The organism is Microbulbifer sp. SH-1 (genome assembly GCF_011326135.1).
GTDB lineage: Bacteria > Pseudomonadota > Gammaproteobacteria > Pseudomonadales > Cellvibrionaceae > Microbulbifer > Microbulbifer harenosus.
The window spans coordinates 3,812,466-3,833,450 of sequence record NZ_CP046948.1; the positions used below are offsets into that span (position 1 = coordinate 3,812,466).

The following is a 20,985-nucleotide window of genomic DNA, read 5'->3' on the forward strand; positions in this document are numbered from 1 at the left end:
TCATGCAGCGCATCATCGGATGGTTCGTCCGCAACAGTAAAGCCGCCAACCTGCTGATGTTCATGATCATCATCGGCGGGATCTTCGGCATCATGCATATCGGCCGCGAGGTGTTTCCGGCCATCAATCCCGGCGTGGTCAAGGTCGATATCAGCTACCCCGGCGCCGGTCCCGCGGAAGTAGAGCAGCAGGTTACCCAGCGGGTAGAGCAGGCCATTTCCGAAGTGAAGGGGATCAAGGAAATCAACTCCTGGTCCGCCCGCAGCCACAGCACCGTGCGCATCCAGGCGGTGGACGGCTACGACGAGCTGCGCCTGCTGAATGACATCAAGGTGCAGGTGGACTCCATCAACACCTTCCCGGGTGATATCGAGCGCCCGGTCATCGCGCTGGAAGAGTGGGAACAGCAGATGATGATGATCGCCATCGGCGGTCCCGTCTCCCCGCGCCAGCTCAAAGAAACCGCGATGGACCTGCGCGACAAGCTGATGCTGCTGCCCGGTGTGCGCCGTGTGGACGTGTGGGGCGACCGCGCCGATGAGGTCTCCATCGAGGTTTCTGAAATCGACCTGCGCCGCTACAACCTGTCGTTCGACGATGTCGCCGGTGCGGTGCGCCGGTCCTCCCTGGACCTGCCCGCGGGCATGGTGCGCTCCGACCGCGGCGACATTCAGGTGCAGACCCGCGGCCAGGCCTACAACGCCGAGGACTTCGCGCGCATCCCGGTACTGAGCCGCCCCGACGGCACCCAGCTGCTGCTGCGCGACGTGGCCACCATCAACGACGGTTTCGAGGAAGAGGGTTCCATCATCCGCTTCAACGGCAAGCCGGCGATGAACCTGCGGGTGATGCAGGGCGAGCCGCTGGATGTCGTGGCCACTGCCGAAGCGATCCGCGAGTTTATGAAAGAGGCGCGCGAGACTCTGCCCCCGGGCATGGAGTTCGAGGCCTGGTTCGACTTCTCCGAAGCCTACGAAAGCCGCATGAGCATGCTGTTCTGGAACGCGGTCACCGGCCTCGCACTGGTGTTCGTGTTGCTGATGCTGTTCCTGCGCCCGGCGCTGGCAGTGTGGGTGACCATCGGCATTTTCACCGCCTTCATGGGCGCCTTCTGGCTGCTGCCGATTACCGGTATCACCCTGAATATGCTGTCGCTGTTCGCCTTCCTGATGATTCTCGGGATCGTGGTGGACGATGCGATCATCGTCGGCGAGGCGGTGCACGCCGCCCACGACCGCGGTGAGGTGGGGCTCAAGGCGGCGGAAGCGGGGGTAAAAAATATCTCCGCGCCGGTGATCTTCGCCGTGGTCTCCACCATGGTGTTCTTCGTGCCCATGCTGTTCCTGCCGGGCTACACCTCGCAGATGATGATGTCGCTGCCGGTGGTGGTACTGCTGAGCCTCACCTTCTCCCTGGTCGAATCCCTGCTGATCCTGCCGGCGCACTTGGTAGGTCTGAAACCCGAGAAGCCGGCGACGTCCGGCTTCGGCAAAAAAATGCAGGACATACGCGGCAAGTTCGCCTCGGGCATGAAGGCCGCCGGCGACAAGTACTATCTGCCGCTGCTGGAGAAAACCCTGAGCAACAGCCGCGCCACGGTCATGATCTTCTTTATGGCGCTGATCCTGTCGTTCGCACTGTTTGGCGGCGGCTATATCGGCAAGGCCTTCTCGCCGGAAGTTCCCTCTGATCTGCTGGAACTGCGCACCACCATGGCTCAGGGCGAGTCGTTCGAAGAGACCAAGCGGGTGATGGAGAAGTTCGAACAGGCCGGTGAAATCCTCGCGAAAGACCCCGAGATGCTGGCGCTGAACGGCGGCAAGGAATTTGTCGAGAACACCATGGTGTTCCTGTGGCGGGGCAACGTCACCGTGCTGCTGCAGCTGACCGACGGCGAGAATCGAGATGTGACCTCCGAGCAACTGGCGCTGAAGTGGCGCGAGTATATCGGCGAGCTCCCCGCCAGCATCGAGGAGATGAACATCCAGCACACCATCAACGATGGCGGCAAGGGCATGTCCCTGAACCTCAGCACCTCCTCCGGCAACATGGACGAGCTGCGCCGCGCCGCGGACGAGGTGAAGCAGGCCCTCAACAACTTCTCCGGTGTGTACGACGTGCGCGACAACCTGATTGCCGCGCGCCAGGATATCGAGATCCAACTGAAACCCCACGCCACCAATATGGGCATCGGCCTCGCCGATGTAGCCAAGCAGGTGCGCCAGGGTTTCTACGGTGAAGAAGTGCAGCGCATTCCCCGCGGCCGCGAGGACGTGCGCGTGATGGTGCGCTACCCGCAGGAAGAGCGCGCCAGCGAAGACCAGATCGACCGCATTCGCATCCGCACCAGCGAGGGCGAGATTCCCTTCAGCGCGGTGGCGGACGCCGTCTATGTTCCCGGCTACACCACCATCCGCCGCAACGACCGCGAGCGCACGGTGCAGATCACTGCGGAAATGATTCCAGGCACCTCACCGGCAAACGAGATCCTGAAGGAGCTGCGCGACAAGAACCTGGCAACCTGGGAGAGCCGCTACCCCGGTTTCAGCCTGAAGACCGCGGGTGAAATGCAGGAGGAGGAAGAATTCAGCACCTCGATCATCGCGTTCTTCTTCCTGTCGATCTTCGCTATCTACGGGCTGCTGGCCGTCGCCTTCCGCTCCTACTCGCAGCCGCTGCTGATCCTGACCGCGGTGCCGTTCGGCTTCTTCGGCGCGATCCTTGGCCATATGTTGATGGGTTACGACATCAGCATCATGTCCATGCTCGGCTTCCTCGCTGCGGCGGGCGTGGTGGTGAACGATAATCTGGTACTGATGGATCGCATCAACCAGTTGCGCGCTGAGGGTGTGGCGGTGATGGACGCGGTGGTACAGGCCGGCCGCGACCGCTTCCGCCCGATCATCCTCACCTCCCTCACCACCTTTATCGGGCTGGTACCGATCATGTTCGAGCGTTCGATCCAGGCGCAGTTCCTGATCCCCATGGTGGTGAGCCTCGCGTTCGGCGTCCTCTGTGCCACCTTCGTCACCCTGCTGCTGGTGCCGAATCTGTACAAGATCATCGAGACCCTGCGCATCAAGGTGAAGGGTGACAAGATCCACGAGGAGCTGCCGGTGAGTTTCGAGAAAGGTTGATTGAAGTGGTGCGCCGCAAGCTAGTTTGGTGGCGCGCCCTTATCGGGCCGGGGTAATCCGGTACTCAACAACCTGTCGGCAATCGTTTCGCACCGAATCACCCCGTCCCGATAAGGGCGCTTCGCGTTGAAGCGCGTGATGTCCTTGAAAGGATCGAACGGCTTACGAAGTACAACGCTTCGAATTAAAGGTGGAGTGCCGGGGATTCGTTTTCAAAAGCGTCGGCAACAGGGATGTTGCCGACGCAGCGTACAGGGATGTATTCACAGCGGTTTTGAAAACGAATACCCGGTGCTCCGCCGCCACAACACTCCAAACAGAGCTCAAACAAACCCTGAACAGAGCACCAAAAGACCCCGAAGCGCCCTACAACTTCTCCCGCGCCTGTATTACCCTTCACGCAACTCCAATTCCGCACGACAGGATGAACCGTTGCGAATCCCCCGTATCTTCTCCACCGAACCGCTGGCGGGTAAATCCGAAGTCCGGCTGGACGAAGCCGCCTCCCGCCATCTGGTCAAAGTCCTGCGCCTCGGCCCCGGCCGCCCGCTGATCCTGTTCGACGGCACCGGCGGAGAGTACGAAGCAGAACTGCTGGAAGCCGGTAAAAAAGCGCGGGTGCAAATTGGCGCGCATTCCGCAGAAGACAACCAGTCTCCACTGGCCATCACCCTCGTCATCGGAATCTCCCGCGGCGACCGCTTCGACTGGGTCATCCAGAAAGCCACCGAGTTGGGCGTGAGCGCCATCCAGCCACTGTTTACCGAACGCTGCGAAGTCAAACTGAGCGGCGAACGCATGGACAAAAAACTCGGCCAGTGGCAACAGATTGCCATTAGCGCCTGCGAGCAGAGCGCCCGCAACCGCGTGCCGCAAATCCTGTCGCCACAGAAATTCCACCAGTATCTGGAACAGGCGAAAGACGACAACGCGCTCAAGCTCGTGCTGCACCACCGCACCAAAGCAACACTGGCAGAACTGGAACAGCAGGCGGGCAAGCCGCAGGCCACATTATTATTGGTGGGTCCCGAAGGCGGGCTCTCCGCGGACGAAATCGAACTGGCCATGGCGCAGGGCTTCCATCCCCTGCGCCTTGGCCCGCGCGTACTGCGTACCGAAACCGCGCCGGTAGCCGCGCTTTCGGTACTGCAATTCCAATGGGGCGACTTTTAATCGGAGCACACTATGAAAATACTAGTCTGGTTGATTGGCGTGGCGATCACCGCTATGTCCATTCTCGTAATCCTGAAACCGCAGATCGCCCGCGATCTGAGCGAACGCATGAACCCACGGATGTTCTATTTTGGCGCCTGGGCTCGGATCGTGATCGGCATGATTTTCCTGGTGATCTCGGAAACCCGCAGCTGGGCCACGCTGTTCAATGGGCTCGGGATTCTGCTGGTGGTCGTCGGCGCCTATGCACTCCAGTCCGGCTATGAGCGCACGCGGGAATTCGTGCTCCGCGTCGTGCACGGCAATGAAAATGTGGTGCGCGTTGCCGGCGCGGTCGGCGTACTGGTGGGCATTCTTCTCATCTCCGCAACTTGATGGCACGCCGATGGTGAATCCCTATTCAAACACCCGGCTGGTGATTTTCGACTGCGATGGCGTACTGGTAGACAGCGAAATCATCGTCTGCCGGGTGCTGGCCGAGGAAATGACGAGGCTCGGTATGCCGGCGACCGCGGAAGAACTGGACGAGCAGTTCAGCGGCCGCCCGTCGCAAGACTGCATTCTCGATATCGAGACCCGCTACGGTGGGCCGCTGCCGCAGTCCTACTTCAACGCCACCGAGAAGCGTATCCGCGAAGCGTTCCACAACGAACTCGAAGCGGTGGCGGGCATTCGCGAAGTGCTGGAAAAACTGCAGACCACCGACCTGCAGACCTGCGTGGCCTCCTCCGGCCCGCACGCGAAAATGCAGATTACCCTGAACAAAACCGGGTTGTGGGAGTATTTCGCTGGGCGCATTTACAGCGCCGACGATGTGGGGCGCGGCAAGCCCTGGCCGGACCTGTTCCTGCACAGCGCGCGTCAGTTCGACATCGCTCCCGAGCACTGCCTGGTGGTGGAAGACTCCATCGCCGGCGTGAAGGCCGCGGTGGCCGCCGGCATGCCGGTGATCGGCTACAGCCACAACGGCGCGCGCGCCCGCCAGCTGGAAGCCGAGGGCGCGCGGGTAATCAACGATATGCAGTTACTGCTGGATTATTTTTGACGCCTGCCGGCGCCGCTAGATCAGATCCTCACTGCCCTACGGATCAACATTCGCCGATCCTACAATCCGCCGTACGCTTACCATCCTGATCAGCCATCTGACACAGAAGGAGCCGGCCTCATGTCTGTTATCCGGCAGAGCCCCCTTTGGGCATCGATATTAGTGGTTGTTTCCGCACTGTTGCTGTGCGGCTGCCCCGACCCCACCAAGAAGTACACCCTTGATCCTCGCGAACTGGTGAGTAATGGGTTTGGGGAGAAAGTCGCGCGCGAGTCGGAACCTTTCGGTGACGATATGGTGCGCTACCTGATGGGGCAGCAGCGTAAGGACGGCGCACTGTTCGTGCTGGATGTGGATTTCGAACCCGGCGGCTTTGCGCCGAAGATGGAAACCCTCGGAGACATCGAAGCGCTGCTGGTGATCATGCGGGACTTCCCTGCGCTCAAGATTGTGGTCGAAGGTCACACCGACAATGCCGGCGACCCGGAAAAAAACCGCAAGCTGTCGGAGTGGCGCGCCAACTGGGTGCGCCAATTTCTGCTGGAGCGCGGGATCAGCGCCGAGCGGGTGGAGGCCGCGGGCCTCGGCGATTCTGATCCGGTGGCAGACAACAGCACGCCGAAAGGCCGCGAGCAAAACCGCCGGTTGGTGGTGCGGGTGATCGACTTCGACGGCAAGCCGGTCAATGTGGGCCTGAATCGCGAAAAACCGAAGCGAGCAGAGTAATCAGCTTTTTCTGGCCAGGTACCAGAAACACAGCGCAAACCCCGCCAGACCAAGCCAGGTTGCCAGGGCAAAGTCGCCAAGGTAGGGCACTCTGCCCGGCGCGCTCACCGCCAGTATGGCGACAATCACGCCCATCAGCGCCTCGCCGGTGATCAGGCCCGATGCCAGCAGCAGACCCTTGCCCTCCGCCTCATGGGTACCGCGGCGTTTCTGTTGCCAGTGTGCCAGTAGCCCCCCAAGAAAAATCGGAATCGACAGCCCGAGCGGCAGATACACGCCAACCGCAACTGCCAGCACCGGGAAGCGGAACAATGCGCCGCGGCGTTTCTGGATTTCGTCCAGCAGGATTAGCACTGCGGCGAGGACAAAGCCGATAAAAATGTAGTTCCACTCGATGCCCGCGCCAAAAATGCCGGTGGACAGGTCGCGCATCAGGCTCGCCTGAGGTGCGGACAGCGGTGTCGCTTCCGGGTTGAGTGGGCTTACCCGGCCGATGCCGTAGCCCTGGTCGAGAATTGACAGTACAAATGGAATCGCGCCCGCCGCGGCGACAACGCCGATAATCTGGAACACCTGCTGGCGCCAGGGCGTGGCGCCGAGGATATGGCCGCACTTCAGGTCCTGCATATTGTCGCCGGCAATGGCGGCGGCGGAGCAGATCATCCCCGCCAGGTACATCACCGCGATCGGGCCGAGCCTGCCAGCGATGCCCTCGTTGCCCATCAACTGCAACAGGATCAGTGCCGACACAATCACGGTAGCAATGGTGACGCCGCTGATGGGATTGTTGCTGGAGCCCACGAGACCCGCCATATATCCGGCAACGGACGCGAAAATGAATCCCAGTACCAGCATCAGCCCCGACATGATGGCCGCGATCCAGTAGCGTTCGGGATAGCCGTCCAGCGCGTGCAGGAAGATGAAATACAGCGGTATCGCAGACAGCAGTACCAGCAGGCTCACATAGGGAATTGGCATGTCCTGTTCGGTGCGCAGTGCCACCTCGCCGGCCTTGGCCTGGCGGTGGGCGTGCAGCGACGCCTTAACCCCGGCGATCAGGGGGCCGGCCAGTGTGATCAGCGACCACACTCCACCCACCATCATGGCGCCGACACCGATGCGCCGGCACTGCTGCCAGGAGGCACCGGCGAGATTTTCCCAGTCCTGTGCGCTCCAGCCCGCCATATTGCCGCTGACACCGGCGAGCTGCATCAGCTCGTCGCTGTTGATCAACCAGTTGACCGGGACGCCAATGAGCGTACCGATCACCCCGCCGATAAACACCAGCGCCGCCACGTTCAGGCCGACGATATAGCCGACGCCGAGCAGTGCCGGACTCAGGGTGATATTGCCGGTAAACAGCCAGTTGCCACCGAGCCAGCTTTTGGTCGCGGCGACGCCGCCGACCAGCAGGCCGACGCCGGATTCCAACAGTTTGATCAGGCCGCCGAGACCGGCCGCTGCCAGCAACACGCGAAAGCCGCGCTTGGCCTCCGCACTGGGGCGGTACTCCGGGTGATCCCTGTCGGTTTGTATACCGCCGGTTTTCAGTACCTGGGCGGTGGCCACCCCTTCGGGAAACGCCAGCTCCGTTTCCACGATCAGCGCGCGCCGCAGCGGAATGGTAAATGCCACCCCAAGCACCCCGCCGAGCAGCCCGATCAGCGTCATGGTGCCCCAGTGATAACCGCTCCATGCCCCCATCATGACCAGCGCCGGCAGAGTGAAAATGATCCCTGCGGCGAGGGACTCGCCGGCGGAAGCGGAGGTCTGCACCATGTTGTTTTCGAGGATGGTGGAGCGGCGGAACAGCCGCAAAAGCCCCATGGAGGTGGCGGCGGCGGGAATGGAGGCGGAAACGGTGAGGCCGACCAGCAGGCCGATATAGGCGTTGGCCGCGGCGAGCACCGCCGAGAGTACCGCGCCGAGGATCAGCGCTTTGAGGGTGATTTCGCTGATCACCTGATCAGCGGGGACGAGGGGACGATCGGCCATGGACAACTCCCTGTCGGTGAGTTTTGAAATTATTTCCTCTCAAGATAGCAAAAAGGGGCGCAATGCCCCTTTTTTGTTGGATTTGTGTGGCCAGATCAGATCGCGCGATCGGCGAAATTCAGCGCGCGCAGTATATCGGCGCTCGGCGCCACCTGGTTCATGGTGTAGAAATGCAGCCCCGGGGCGCCGCCTTCCAGCAGGGTTTCACACAGGTCGGTGACGATTTCCAGGCCGAGCTTTTTCACATCTTCCGGATCGCGGTAGCTCTCCATACGGTACTTCAGCCAGCGCGGAATTTCTGCGCCGCAGTTGCGGGAGAAGCGCGCGAGGTTGGCGAAGTTGGTGATCGGCATGATGCCGGGGTAAATCGGTGCGTCGATCCCGGCCTTCTCGCACTGGTCGAGGAAGTAAAAATACGCATCCGGGTTGTAGAAGTACTGGGTCAGCGCGCTGTTGGCGCCGGCCTCGAACTTGCCTTTCAGGAAGCGCAGGTCGGCATCGTAGCTTTCCGCTTCCGGGTGGATTTCAGGGTAGGCCGCCACTTCCAGGTGGAAGTGATCGCCGGTGTGGCGGCGGATAAATGCCACCAGCTCGTTGGCGTATACCAGCTGTGCCACCGAACCCATACCGGAAGGCATATCGCCGCGCAGTGCGACGATGCGGTCCACGCCGGATTCTTTATAGCGTTTGAGCAAACCGAGCACGGTTTCTTCATTGTCGCCGCCAAAGGACAGGTGTGGCGCAATGGAAACACCGTCGCGGCGCAGGTTGCACACGATGTTGGCGGTGGTGTCGCGGGTGGTGCCGCCGGCACCATAGGTTACGGAGAAAAACGCCGGATTGAACGCCTGCAGTTCCTCTCGGGTCTTGTACAGTTTTTCCCGGCCCTCTTCAGTCTTGGGGGGGAAAAATTCGAAGCTGATTCTTAAGTCGCTCATGGTTCACTTCCACTCCCTCGGGCTGGATTCCGGCCTGCGCCGGAATGACGGCATTGGTCATCCCGGGCTCGACCCGGGATCCAGAACGGAGGTCAATTAATACTTGTAACTTTCCGGCTTGTAAGGGCCGTCCACAGAAACGCCAATATAGTTGGCCTGGGTCTCGGTCATGCGGGTGATTACACCGCCGAAGCCTTCCACCATGTATTTCGCCACTTCTTCGTCCAGTTTTTTCGGCAGTACTTTTACGTACAGCGCGGACACTTTCTGGTCTGCTGGCAGGTCGGCGAATTTTTCCTGGAACAGGTGAATCTGGGCCAGTACCTGGTTGGCGAAGGAGCCATCCATGATGCGGCTGGGGTGGCCGGTGGCGTTGCCCAGGTTCACCAGGCGGCCTTCGGACAGCAGCAACAGGTGATCGTTGGTTTCCGCGTTGCGCACGATCTTGTGGACCTGCGGCTTCACTTCCTGCCACTCCCAGTTTTTGCGCATGAAGGCAGTGTCGATCTCGTTGTCGAAGTGACCGATGTTGCACACCACCGCACCGCTCTTCAGCGCTTTCAGCATGTTGGCGTCGCACACATTGACGTTGCCGGTGGTGGTTACCAGCAGGTCGGTGTTGGCCAGCAGCTCACGGTTGATGCAGGACGCATCGCCGGTGTTGATGCCGTCGATAAACGGGGATACCAGCTCGTAGCCGTCCATGCACGCCTGCATGGCACAGATCGGATCGATCTCGGTCACTTTTACGATCATGCCTTCCTGACGCAGGGACGCCGCGGAGCCCTTGCCCACGTCACCGTAGCCGATCACCAGCGCTTTTTTGCCGGACAGCAGGTGGTCGGTGCCGCGCTTGATGGCATCGTTCAGGCTGTGGCGACAGCCGTATTTGTTGTCGTTCTTGCTCTTGGTGACCGAGTCGTTGACGTTGATTGCGGGCACTTTCAGCGTGCCGGTTTTCAGCATGTCCTGCAGGCGGTGCACGCCAGTGGTGGTCTCCTCGGAAATGCCGTGACACTTGTCCAGCAGCTCCGGGTATTTGCGGTGCAGCAGTTCGGTGAGGTCACCGCCGTCATCGAGAATCATGTTCGGCTGCCAACCGGCCACGTCGGCGCCGATGGTGCGCTCGAGACACCACTCGTACTCTTCCTCGGTTTCACCTTTCCAGGCAAACACCGGAATACCGCGCGCGGCGATGGCGGCAGCGGCGTGATCCTGGGTGGAGAAAATATTGCAGGACGACCAGCGCACTTCCGCACCGAGAGCCACCAGGGTTTCGATCAGCACCGCGGTCTGGATGGTCATGTGGATACAGCCCATGATGCGGGCGCCCGCCAGCGGCTGCTCCGCGCGGTATTTTTCCCGCAGGGTGATCAGCGCGGGCATCTCGCCCTCGGCAATTTCAATTTCCTTGCGGCCCCAGTTGGCCAGTTCAATGTTCGCGACCTTGAAGTCTTTGAATTCGGTGCTCATCTGGTTCATTACTTAACTCTCTGAAATTTCGTCGCCGTCATACCGGCGCATGCCGGTATCCAGTTTCGTGGCAGCTGGATTCCGGCATGCGCCGGAATGACGAGTGTATGTAAATTAAATTCCGGCCTGTGCGCGCAAAGTTTCCGCCTTGTCGGTTTTCTCCCACGGGAAGGCGGTGAATGTTTCGGACTGCTCGTGACCGTTGCTGTCGATCCACTTGTAGGTATGCTCGAACGGCTCGCGACCGAAGTGGCCGTAGGCGGCGGTGAGCTGGTACATGGGGTGCAGCAGGTCCAGCGCCTTGGAAATGGCGTAGGGGCGCAGGTCGAAGTTTTCGCGGATCAGTTCGATCAGCTTGTCATCGCTGACCTTACCGGTGCCGAAGGTGTTCACGGAAACCGACGTCGGTTCGGCTACACCGATGGCATAGGACACCTGGATTTCACAGCGCTTGGCGAGCCCGGCGGCGACGATATTCTTCGCCACGTAACGGCCGGCGTACGCCGCGGAGCGGTCCACTTTTGACGGATCCTTGCCGGAGAAGGCACCGCCGCCGTGACGGGCGGAGCCGCCGTAGGTGTCGACAATGATCTTGCGCCCGGTCAGACCGCAGTCGCCCACCGGGCCGCCGATCACAAATTTGCCGGTGGGGTTGATGTGGAACTTGGTATTTTCATGCAGCAGTTCCGCCGGCAGCACGTGGTGCACGATCAGTTCGAGCACGGCTTCGCGCAGGTCTTCCTGGGAAACTTCCGGGCTGTGCTGGGTGGATAGCACTACGGCGTCGATGGCGCAGGGCTTGCCGTCTTCGTCGTAACGGAAAGTCACCTGGCTCTTCGCATCCGGGCGCAGCCACGGCAGCAGGCCGGACTTGCGCGCTTCGGCCTGACGTTCTACCAGGCGGTGGGCGTAGTAGATCGGGGACGGCATGAAGGTGGGGGTTTCGTCGGTGGCGTAGCCGAACATCAGGCCCTGGTCACCGGCGCCCTGGTCTTCGGGCTTCACGCGGTCAACACCCTGGGCGATATCCACGGACTGTTTGCCGATGACGTTCAGCACACCACAGGTCTCGCCGTCGTAGCCGACGTCGGAGGAGGTGTAGCCAATATCGGTGATGACCTTGCGCACCAGATCTTCGAGATCGACCCAGGCGGAGGTGCTGATTTCACCGGCGATGATGGCGATACCGGTTTTCACGAGGGTTTCGCAGGCAACACGGGCGTTCTTGTCGCGCGCCAGCAGTGCGTCCAGGACTGCATCGGAAATCTGGTCGGCGATTTTGTCCGGATGGCCTTCGGAAACGGACTCCGAAGTAAAGATGCTGTATTCACTCATTGTGAGTTTCTCCTTTTTCCCGCTGCTGGCGGTTGCGTAAAACTTGTTTTGTGCTCCGTAGCTTTGGAGCGCTGTTTGTATTCTGGTGGCGGCCAAGGGGGCGGTGAAAGGTTTCAAAACCGCTGTGAATACATCCATGTACGCTGCGTCGGCGACGTCCCTGTCGCCGACGCTTTTGAAACCTTCCCCCGCCCCCTTGGCCTTCAATTCGTATTGCTGTGCTTCGTCGCTAACTTTGCTTACGAAGTAAATGAGCTCATCGTGAAGCCAGAGCACCGGGTGCACCTTTTCGGAAGCGTCGCAAACAGGATGTTTGCGCCGCAGCTCCCAGGGATGGGTTCACAGCGGTTCCGAAAAGGTGCACCCGGTGATCTGGCGCCCGGTACTAAAAACAGAGCACCAAAGCTACGAAGCTCAGGACTTTACAAATTCCTGAATCTGAATCTGAAACCCGTTGCGCAAAGCACTGTGCACACTGCGGCCTTTCGATAATCCTGCTTCAGAAGCCCACTCAACCAACTGCTGTGGCGCAAACCCAAGCCACAGATCGCCACAGGCATCCCGTGCCCAGTCCTGCTCGTGGTCGTGCAGTTCCGTAATCAACAACTGCCCCCCCAGCTTCAGGGACTTCTGCAAATCCTGAAAAATCTGCGCCGGCTCCGGGGTGTGGTGCAACACCATATTCACCACAATCGCATCGCAACTCTCCGGGCGCGACGCCGCCGCGCGGGTGTCGTCGCACACAAACTCAATATTCTGCAGGCCTTTCTCGTCCGCAAACGCCTGCGCCCGCTCCAACATCGTCTTCGACAGGTCCAGCGCCGTCACCGTGCCAAAGCGATTCGCCAGCTCCGCCAGAAATTCACCCTCACCGGGTCCAACTTCCAAAGCGTGACGCCCCGGTTTCAGCAACTGCGCCACCTGTGGGCCGTACACGCTATAACTGGCGATCAACTCCTGCTGCTCGCGGAAGCGGTTGCCGTAGTCCGCAAAGAAGCGGCGCGACGCCTCCGCGCGCTCCGCCGCAATCTGCGCCACGGTCTCCGCGCGCTCCTCGGTCAGCGGTAACAGGTCGAGGCCGGCAAACAACTGCTGCAGCAGCTCGCTGCCCGCGGTGCGGCGGTAAAAGAGGTTGTTCCCCTCGCGGCGCTTGCTCACCAGGCCCGCCTGAGTCAGCACCTTCAAATGGTGCGACAGGGCAGGTTGGCGCAGATCAAAGATGCGGCACAGCTCCAGCACGCTGTAAGAGTCCTGACTCAGCAGGCGCAGGACCTCCAGGCGCAGCGGGTCGCCGGCGGCCTTGAGGGTCGCCGCCAGTTGCGGAATCTGGTCGCTCGCGCGTACTTCGCGGCTGGCAGGGGCGTGGCTGGAGTCAAACATGGTGGGGAGTCTAGCAGCGGCCTGAATCTATATCAAAATTTTTTGATTTAGGTGTATCAAAAATAGTTGATAGAGGTGGGAGTGGGCCATCGGTTTGCCAAAAGATCGCCAAACACCGGGAAAATGTTGCATTGCTGGCCGTGAATTGAACCCTCAGCCTTTGCGCCGGCGGGGCGATTACGGGAAAATACCGCCCCCCGTTTGTCACAGGCTCCTGTTTTACTACCGGCGCCGCAGACCGCAACGGGGCCGCGGCAACTGGCCGTCAGAGCCGGGCTCGCAGCACATCTGATGAACCGAAGACCCCAAACCGAGAGATCCCTATGTCTTCTACTCCGTCTCGCACAGAAAAGGCCAATGCCATCCGCGCCCTCGCCATGGACGCGGTCCAGAAAGCCAATAGCGGCCACCCCGGCGCCCCCATGGGCATGGCCGACATCGCCGAAGTGCTGTGGAACGACTATCTGAAACACAATCCGGCCAACCCCGAGTGGGCGGACCGCGACCGCTTCGTGCTGTCCAATGGCCACGGTTCCATGCTGCTGTACTCCCTGCTGCACCTGACCGGTTACGACCTGTCCATTCACGAGCTGCAGAACTTCCGCCAGCTGCACTCCAAGACCCCGGGCCACCCCGAGTACGGCTACGCCCCGGGTGTAGAAACCACCACCGGCCCTCTGGGCCAGGGCATTACCAATGCCGTGGGCATGGCGCTGGCCGAGAAAGTGCTGGCGGCCCAGTTCAACCGCGAAGGCTACGAGCTGGTGGACCACCACACCTACACCTTCCTGGGTGACGGCTGCCTGATGGAGGGCATCTCCCACGAAGCCTGCTCCCTGGCTGGTACCCTGGGCCTCGGCAAGCTGATCGCGTTCTACGACGACAACGGCATTTCCATCGACGGTGAGGTGGAAGGCTGGTTCACCGACGATACGCCTAAACGCTTTGAAGCCTACGGCTGGCACGTGATCCCGGGTGTGGACGGCCACGACCCGCAGGCGATCAAGGCCGCCATCGAGGCCGCCCGCGCCGAGACCACCAAGCCCACCCTGATCTGCTGCAAGACCGTCATCGGCTTCGGCTCTCCCAACAAACAGGGCCGCGAAGAGTGCCACGGTGCGCCGCTGGGCGCGGAAGAAATCGCGCTGGTACGCGAAACCCTCGGCTGGAAACACGAGCCCTTCGTGATTCCCGAAGACCTGTACCACGCCTGGGATGCGCGCCCCAAAGGCGAAGCCCAGGAAGAAGAGTGGAACGATATTTTCGAAGACTATAAAGAAGCCCACCCGGAGCTGGCGGCCGAGTTTGTGCGCCGCATGAAGGGCGAGCTGCCGGCAGACTTCCTCGCCAAGGCCGACGAGTACATCAAAAAGTGCCAGGCCGACGCCGAGAAAATCGCCTCCCGCAAGGCCAGCCAGAACACCCTGAACGCCTTCGGTCCGCTGCTGCCGGAATTCCTCGGCGGCTCCGCTGACCTCGCCGGTTCCAACCTCACCATCTGGTCCGGTGCCAAAGGCGTCACCGCGGACGATGCCAGCGGTAACTACGTCTACTACGGCGTGCGCGAATTCGGCATGAGCGCCATCATGAACGGCGTCGCCCTGCACGGTGGCCTGGTGCCCTACGGCGCCACCTTCCTGATGTTCATGGAATATGCCCGCAATGCCGTGCGCATGGCCGCACTGATGAAACAGCGCGTCATCTTCGTGTACACCCACGATTCCATCGGCCTCGGCGAAGACGGCCCCACCCACCAGCCGGTAGAGCAGCTCACCGCCCTGCGCGTGACTCCCAACCTGCACACCTGGCGCCCGTGCGACGCCACCGAATCCGCGGTCAGCTGGAAAATGGCCGTGGCCCGCAACGACGGCCCCAGCGCCCTCATCTTCAGCCGCCAGGGCCTTGCCCCGCAGCCGCGCACCGATGAGCAGCTGGCAGCGATCGAAAAGGGCGGCTACATCCTGCGCGACTGCGACGGCACTCCGGAAGCGATCATCATCGCCACCGGCTCAGAAGTAGAACTCGCCACCGCCGCTGCCGACAAGCTCGCCGGCCGCAAAGTGCGCGTGGTTTCCATGCCGTGTGCCGAAGCCTTCAGCGCCCAGCCCGCCGATTACCGCGAATCCGTACTGCCCTCCGCCGTGCGCGCCCGCGTTGCGGTCGAGGCCGGCCACAAGGACTACTGGTACAAGTTCGTCGGCTTCGACGGCGCCATCATCGGCATGGACACCTTCGGTGAATCCGCCCCGGCCGGTGACCTGATGAAGCACTTCGGCATCACCGCCGATAAAGTCGCCGAGGCCGTCGAGTCTCTGCTGAAGTAACGCCTGGCACCCTGTAGGAGCCTGCCTTGCAGGCGAATTGGATGAAGCAAACCAAGCAACCGTCCATGGAGCAATGTCCGGCCAGGCCATCCTTGGCCTGGCGTCAGCTAGAGCAGCGAGCAGTGCTCGCTAAACACTCTGGCTGACCCTGCAAGGCAGGCTCCTACAGAGTCCGACTCCGAATCAGGAATCCATGATAAGACTCGCCATCAACGGCTACGGCCGTATCGGACGCAGCGTCCTTAGAGCCCTCTACGAATCCAACCTGCGCGACCAGCTGCAGATCGTCGCCATCAACGAACTGGCCGACTGCGCCACCATCGCCCACCTCACCAAATACGACACCGTCCACGGCCGCTTCCACGGCGAAGTTGCGGTGCACCACGAAACCCTGCACATCAACGGCGACAAAATCGCCGTCACCCACCACCGCAAACTCGAAGCCCTCGACTGGCGCAACCCGCAGGTAGACATCGTCCTCGAGTGCACCGGCAGCTTCAGCGAGCGCGAGCGCGCCGAGCTGCATTTAAAGGCCGGAGCAGAAAAAGTCATCTTCTCCCAGCCCGCCAGCCGCGACGTCGACGCCACCATCGTCTACGGCATCAACGACACATCGCTCAGCGGAAAAGAGACCATCGTCTCCGCCGCCTCCTGCACCACCAACTGCAGCGTCCCCGTGATCGCCGCACTGGAAAATGCCTTCGGCATCGAAGCCGGCGTCATCACCACCATCCACTCCGCCATGAACGACCAACCGGTAAGCGACGCCTACCACCACACCGACCTGCGCAAAACCCGCTCCGCGATGAACTCCATCATCCCGGTCGACACCGGCCTCGCCCGCGGTATCGAGCGCATCCTCCCCGGCATGGCCGGCAAATTCGAAGCCCAGGCCATGCGTGTGCCCACCATCAACGTCTCTGCTATCGACCTCTCGGTGCAGTTGAAAAAACCTGTCACCCAGGCCGAAGTCAACACTGTACTCAAAACCGCAGCGGAAACCCGCTACTCCGGCGTGCTCGGTTACAGCGAAGAACCCCTTGCCTCCTGCGACTACAACCACGACCCCCGCTCCGGCATCGTCGACGCCAGCCAGACCCGGGTCGCTGGTGGCAAGCTGGTGAAGGTGCTGATCTGGTTTGATAACGAGTGGGGCTTTGCCAACCGGATGTTGGACGTGGCGCGAAAACTTCAGGTCTGAATCCGTGCAGATTATTCTGCTGACCCACGAGCGCGAAATGGCGCGGCCGAGCAATACCGGACAACTGGTGTTATCCGCAGTTTCTGAGGTCGGTGTAAGCGCAGAGCGCCTGGCCTGGCGACGCACTGAGCCGGATAAAACCTTGCTCTCGATACTGGGTAGCCCCTGCACCGGTCTTGTGTATCCGGATACTGAAACCGCGGGCACGCCGTACAAAGCGCTGGGTATTGAAACCTGTGAGCGGTTTATCCTGCTCGATGCCACCTGGCAGGAGGCGCGCAAGATGTACAATCGCAGCCCGTATCTGCACGCGGTGAGTAGGGTGACTCTGAATTCAGCGCGGGGCTCTCGCTATCGCCTGCGGCGCAATCAGAAGAAAGAAGGGCTGTGCACTGCGGAATGTGTGGTGGAAATCCTGCGGAGCAAAGGCCGTAAAGAGCTCGCCGACAGGCTCGAAGAGCAATTTATCCAGTTTAATGTGGCCGGCGGCTAGCGGGTGCGCGATCTCTATTGTTACCGCACACCGCAACAACCCTGTGCCACTGTCTGCCACCGGCCTGGCTATACACTGCCCTCATGTTCCACGACCAGTACACGCACTTCACCTTGGGGGTGCGCAACATGCTCGGTTCCAACTGACGCAAAAAATATATCGCCGGCTTCCAGTGTCACCGAGAACTCTTCGCCATTTTCTCGATAGCGCATTTCTACAATGCCATCTAAAACAACGAAAACCTCTTCCCCGTCATTTACGTGCCATTTGTACGGCGCATTCGTCCAGTGTATTTTGGTGGTAATTCCGTGCATGTTCGCAATTTGCTTTGCGCCCCACGCACGTTCCGAAATGAATTTCTTGCCTCTTACTACTTCCATTCTCTACTTCTTTTTTAACAACAACTTAACGAACCAGGAAATCTCTAACCATTGGGCGTTTCCAGTACATGAGCAACCGTTACATCCGTCGTCACGGTTTCGTGCTGGTATAAACAATGTTTCATCTATTGTCCGGCGAGGAGTTTTTGCCCGCTGGTAACCACATCAACAGCGCGATCCCTGCGACGGCGGAAAAAGCGGATGCGAGTAAAATTCCCAGTTTGGCACTATCAATCAAGCTCTCACTGAAAGCCATGTTCGCAATAAACAGCGCCATGGTAAAGCCGATTCCAGCAAGCAAACTGCCACCGGCGAGCAACCCCCAACTGAGTTCCGGGGGACGAACCGCGATGTGCGAACGCACGGCCAGCCAACTGAACAACAGAATACCAATGGGTTTACCCAGTACGAAGCCACAGAAGACCGCCACAGTCACCGAGCTGCCAAGGCTATTTAATGTGAGAGACAATCCGGCGTTGGCAAGTGCGAACAGCGGCATGATGACAAAGCCCACCCAGGGGTGTAGCGTAATTTCCAGGCGCTCTACCGGAGAGAGCGTTTCGCGCGCGGCGACCTCCGCCATCTGCAATGTCCGCCGGTCTTTCGTGTCCGCGCTGCTTTCGTCACCGGCAGGATGCGCAATGACTTGATTCAAGATGGCATACAAGCGTTCATCGCTAACCCATCGACGCGCTGGCGTCATCAATCCAAGTACCACCCCAACGACAGTGGGGTGAATCCCGGACGCATCAACCGCCAGCCAGATGCCCGCCCCGGCCAGTATATAGAGTGGAAAACCGCGAAAGCCGAGTATTGCCATGGCGCGAACAATAGCCACGCCAAGCACGGCCACCGCCAACGGCCACCACGCGATGTGGCTGCTGTAGCCAATGGCGACGACAAGAATGGCACCGATATCGTCAACTATCGCCAGAGAGAGCATGAATACACGCAAGCTGCGCGGGATTCGCGCACCCAGCAGTGCCAGGGAGCCGATCACAAACGCGGTGTCGGTTGCCATGACGGTACCCCACCCGCTCTGGCCCGGTTGACCTATCTGCAGTGCCAGATATATCGCTGCGGGGACGATCATCCCGCCGATGGCGGCAGCTATGGATAGTCCTGCCATACGAGGCTTTTTCAGTTCCCCGAGAACCAGCTCCCGTTTGAGCTCCAATGCGACAAGAAAGAAAAACAGCGTCATCAGCCCGTCGTTGATCCACTCGCGCAATGAGCGCATAAACGTGAACGAGCCAAGCTGAACGCTTAACGGCGTTTCCCAGAACTGTTCGAACGAGTCGGTCCATGGCGAGTTGGATAGTGCAAGTGCAACCACAGCGCACAGGAAAAGAACGGCCCCACCAGCGGACTCAATGTGCAAAAAACGCACAAAAGGATTCGCCAATCGTTCAACAAACACCTTTGGCAACCCAGTGGCTTCTGGATCTGCTTTCTGATCTTTGATCATCAACTGTCTTTCCGGCCGTCAAGTGCTCAGGTCGAGCCCTACCCATGTACCAGACTAGCTGCCGCCTGAGTTCTTCAGGCGACAATTAGGCGGATACAAAGCGGGATTATGCAGCATGTTCCTCAGAGGCTGACTCTTCCTGGAAAATCAGTCCCTGAGGAAGCCGGCGTGGTTCATTTGACGCAGGTTGATCAGGTCAGCCGGACTTAAATCTGGCTTGCCCGTGGTAGGATTCGGCGGCTAACTGAGCCAACTGAATGTGCAGGTTGTGGTGATCACCACGGGGACAAGTGGAAGAGCGGGCCCAGGCAGGCTGGCGCCTGTGCCGTCGCCTTGTATGGCGCAATTAACCGAATCAACACCATTTATGTTGCCGGAATGCGAGCCATTGCAAAGTCCGCCTAATGGGGAGTCCGGAGAGCAGGTTGCCGAAAAAATATTGCCGGCGCCTACAGGGACGGCATATGCGCCATTGACTACTCTGTCAGTCGTTTGACCAACTTGAACGGCCGTCACAGTTGCTTGCATTGGATAGGACACGTTGGGTGTTTCGACTTCGAGATTGGCGAAGCAAAACTCCTCCTCACCGCCAGACGTCGCGATCAGCTCTATGGTCGCAGTATTGGGAGTCCGCGTGCCTGTGTAGGTGCAAGTGTAGCCTGCCTCGGCATTATCGCTGGCGCCAAGTAGCCCCACGCCTGCCAAGATGCAGATGCCTGCTGCACGCAGGGCTGATGGGATTCTGCGAAAAATGTGTTGTGCAGATAATTTCATGGACGTTTCCTTCATGTGCTGGACTATTTTTTCAAAAAACCGCGAGGTTCTTGAGGAAAGGAAATACACATCAATCAAAAAGCTTCTAAAGAGTGATGTGGTAACGTCGCAGATCTTAAATACTTCATTGCGCTCGGTTACGGAAATAACTTTATCCAAGTAATTTTTCTAAATAGAGGTGTTTTTTACAGAGAAATAAAAACTGCTTATTGATTAGCAATCTGACAGGGTGTGGCGCGCCAAGGTGCTGAAAACATAATTGCCTGTAAGGGGGTTCCCGATAGCGGGTTCAGCAGGGGTGGCGGCTATTTAAGCTGGAGACGAGAGCAGTCGATGATCGAGATGCCGATTCGACAAAAATTTGTGAAGGTGCAGTCCAGCGTAATTCGAAGCACTTTGCGTTGTTTGGCTAAAAGTGATCTTCTTCGGGAATTCTGATCAACAGATCAGTCACACCAACATCCCTGCCTGCCTGAGACAGCAGCGTAGAAACCTGCCCACGATGATGGGTTTGATGATTAAAGAAGTGGAGAATCACGCTCGAAAATCGCTTGTTGGCCGGTACTCCCTTGGTGCTGCGGTAACTCAACACAGAGTCCAGATCAGCTTCGGTGAGTGTATCTATCCAGTGGATGATCTGGCTGTCCAGCCAGACCCTGTGCTCAGTGAGAGCTGCAAAATCGTTAAAGAGTATCTGATCCAGACTGTCAGGATTCGGAAGTACAGAGATCTCACGTAGAGACGTCCGGCTGGATGGGTGTGTCGCGAACCGCTTCAACCATATGGTGTCACCAACCAATATATGATTGAGGGTGCCCAAAATAGATCCAAAATAGGCCTGACGATCTTCGGCTAACTCTTCAGCACTGAGGTGGCCAGCGGCTCCATAGATCTGTGAATTCATTGACTGATTGTAATCAGCCATCATTTGAAAATGGTTTTTCAGGCTCATCGGAATCCCTTCACATATACAGGTCCGGCGTTCGGATAACCTATTCGCGCACGCCAGTCATCCGGCACTATTAACAATATTGGATGTTCTAGAGAACTGAACTGACTTCAGCGTAGAAGTCTTCATATATACACGCCGGGAATTAGAATTCCCAGACGCTTGATGCACCAACGTACCATCCGGAGCCGATG

At 59.5% G+C, this 20,985-nt stretch carries 17 protein-coding genes; 8 read left to right on the top strand and 9 right to left on the bottom strand.

Going from position 1 to position 20,985, the window contains the following annotated elements; translation table 11 throughout:
• The first annotated feature begins 2 nt into the window (after window positions 1-2).
• From GNX18_RS15730 to GNX18_RS15750, 5 genes are all read left to right on the top strand, one after another.
• A complete protein-coding gene (locus tag GNX18_RS15730; protein WP_166219274.1) occupies window positions 3-3,137 on the top strand; it encodes an efflux RND transporter permease subunit in 3,135 nt (1,044 codons plus the stop codon).
• Between the two features lie 432 nt (window positions 3,138-3,569).
• Window positions 3,570-4,310, top strand: a complete 741-nt coding sequence (locus GNX18_RS15735; RefSeq protein WP_166219276.1) for a 16S rRNA (uracil(1498)-N(3))-methyltransferase — start codon at window positions 3,570-3,572, stop codon at window positions 4,308-4,310.
• A 12-nt stretch (window positions 4,311-4,322) separates the two neighbouring features.
• Window positions 4,323-4,685, top strand: coding sequence for a hypothetical protein (locus tag GNX18_RS15740; RefSeq protein WP_138234455.1), 363 nt, complete (start codon window positions 4,323-4,325; stop codon window positions 4,683-4,685).
• A gap of 10 nt (window positions 4,686-4,695) precedes the next feature.
• Window positions 4,696-5,355: an HAD family phosphatase gene (locus GNX18_RS15745; RefSeq protein WP_138234456.1), complete on the top strand. Its 660-nt coding sequence runs from the start codon at window positions 4,696-4,698 to the stop codon at window positions 5,353-5,355.
• 120 nt (window positions 5,356-5,475) lie between these two features.
• The gene (locus tag GNX18_RS15750; RefSeq protein WP_166219278.1) at window positions 5,476-6,081 is read left to right on the top strand and encodes an OmpA family protein; all 606 of its coding nucleotides are present in this window, start codon (window positions 5,476-5,478) and stop codon (window positions 6,079-6,081) included.
• On the opposite strand, the gene GNX18_RS15755 is transcribed toward GNX18_RS15750, so the two are convergent.
• From GNX18_RS15755 to GNX18_RS15775, 5 genes are all read right to left on the bottom strand, one after another.
• The gene (locus GNX18_RS15755; protein ID WP_166219280.1) at window positions 6,082-8,076 is read right to left on the bottom strand and encodes an OPT family oligopeptide transporter; all 1,995 of its coding nucleotides are present in this window, start codon (window positions 8,074-8,076) and stop codon (window positions 6,082-6,084) included.
• A gap of 95 nt (window positions 8,077-8,171) precedes the next feature.
• A complete protein-coding gene (gene metF, locus GNX18_RS15760; RefSeq protein WP_166219282.1) occupies window positions 8,172-9,014 on the bottom strand; it encodes a methylenetetrahydrofolate reductase [NAD(P)H] in 843 nt (280 codons plus the stop codon).
• Window positions 9,015-9,110: 96 nt separating this feature from the next.
• Complete coding sequence (ahcY, locus tag GNX18_RS15765; RefSeq protein ID WP_166219284.1) at window positions 9,111-10,496, bottom strand: adenosylhomocysteinase; 1,386 nt, start codon at window positions 10,494-10,496, stop codon at window positions 9,111-9,113.
• 105 nt (window positions 10,497-10,601) lie between these two features.
• Window positions 10,602-11,822 (bottom strand): methionine adenosyltransferase, encoded by a 1,221-nt coding sequence (metK, locus tag GNX18_RS15770; protein ID WP_138234460.1) that lies wholly within the window; start codon window positions 11,820-11,822, stop codon window positions 10,602-10,604.
• Window positions 11,823-12,236: 414 nt separating this feature from the next.
• Window positions 12,237-13,202, bottom strand: coding sequence for a metalloregulator ArsR/SmtB family transcription factor (locus GNX18_RS15775; protein ID WP_138234461.1), 966 nt, complete (start codon window positions 13,200-13,202; stop codon window positions 12,237-12,239).
• Window positions 13,203-13,525: 323 nt separating this feature from the next.
• Here GNX18_RS15775 and tkt point away from each other — a divergent pair, with 323 nt between their 5' ends.
• The 3 genes from tkt to GNX18_RS15790 all read left to right on the top strand — a co-directional run bounded on the left by tkt (window position 13,526) and on the right by GNX18_RS15790 (window position 17,220).
• The gene (tkt, locus tag GNX18_RS15780) at window positions 13,526-15,526 is read left to right on the top strand and encodes a transketolase (protein ID WP_166219286.1); all 2,001 of its coding nucleotides are present in this window, start codon (window positions 13,526-13,528) and stop codon (window positions 15,524-15,526) included.
• A gap of 193 nt (window positions 15,527-15,719) precedes the next feature.
• Window positions 15,720-16,727, top strand: a complete 1,008-nt coding sequence (gene gap, locus GNX18_RS15785; RefSeq protein WP_166219288.1) for a type I glyceraldehyde-3-phosphate dehydrogenase — start codon at window positions 15,720-15,722, stop codon at window positions 16,725-16,727.
• Between the two features lie 4 nt (window positions 16,728-16,731).
• Window positions 16,732-17,220 carry a DTW domain-containing protein gene (locus tag GNX18_RS15790; protein ID WP_205827967.1) on the top strand — a complete coding sequence of 163 codons (489 nt, stop codon included), beginning with the start codon at window positions 16,732-16,734 and terminating at the stop codon, window positions 17,218-17,220.
• Between the two features lie 68 nt (window positions 17,221-17,288).
• Here GNX18_RS15790 and GNX18_RS15795 read toward each other — a convergent pair whose 3' ends face one another.
• The 4 genes from GNX18_RS15795 to GNX18_RS15810 form a co-directional block, all read right to left on the bottom strand.
• Window positions 17,289-17,600: a cupin domain-containing protein gene (locus GNX18_RS15795; protein ID WP_166219292.1), complete on the bottom strand. Its 312-nt coding sequence runs from the start codon at window positions 17,598-17,600 to the stop codon at window positions 17,289-17,291.
• A gap of 121 nt (window positions 17,601-17,721) precedes the next feature.
• Window positions 17,722-19,068 carry a Na+/H+ antiporter NhaA gene (gene nhaA / locus GNX18_RS15800; RefSeq protein WP_166219294.1) on the bottom strand — a complete coding sequence of 449 codons (1,347 nt, stop codon included), beginning with the start codon at window positions 19,066-19,068 and terminating at the stop codon, window positions 17,722-17,724.
• 240 nt (window positions 19,069-19,308) lie between these two features.
• Window positions 19,309-20,001 carry a hypothetical protein gene (locus tag GNX18_RS15805; RefSeq protein ID WP_166219296.1) on the bottom strand — a complete coding sequence of 231 codons (693 nt, stop codon included), beginning with the start codon at window positions 19,999-20,001 and terminating at the stop codon, window positions 19,309-19,311.
• 250 nt (window positions 20,002-20,251) lie between these two features.
• The gene (locus GNX18_RS15810; RefSeq protein ID WP_166219298.1) at window positions 20,252-20,794 is read right to left on the bottom strand and encodes a DinB family protein; all 543 of its coding nucleotides are present in this window, start codon (window positions 20,792-20,794) and stop codon (window positions 20,252-20,254) included.
• Window positions 20,795-20,985 lie beyond the last annotated feature (191 nt).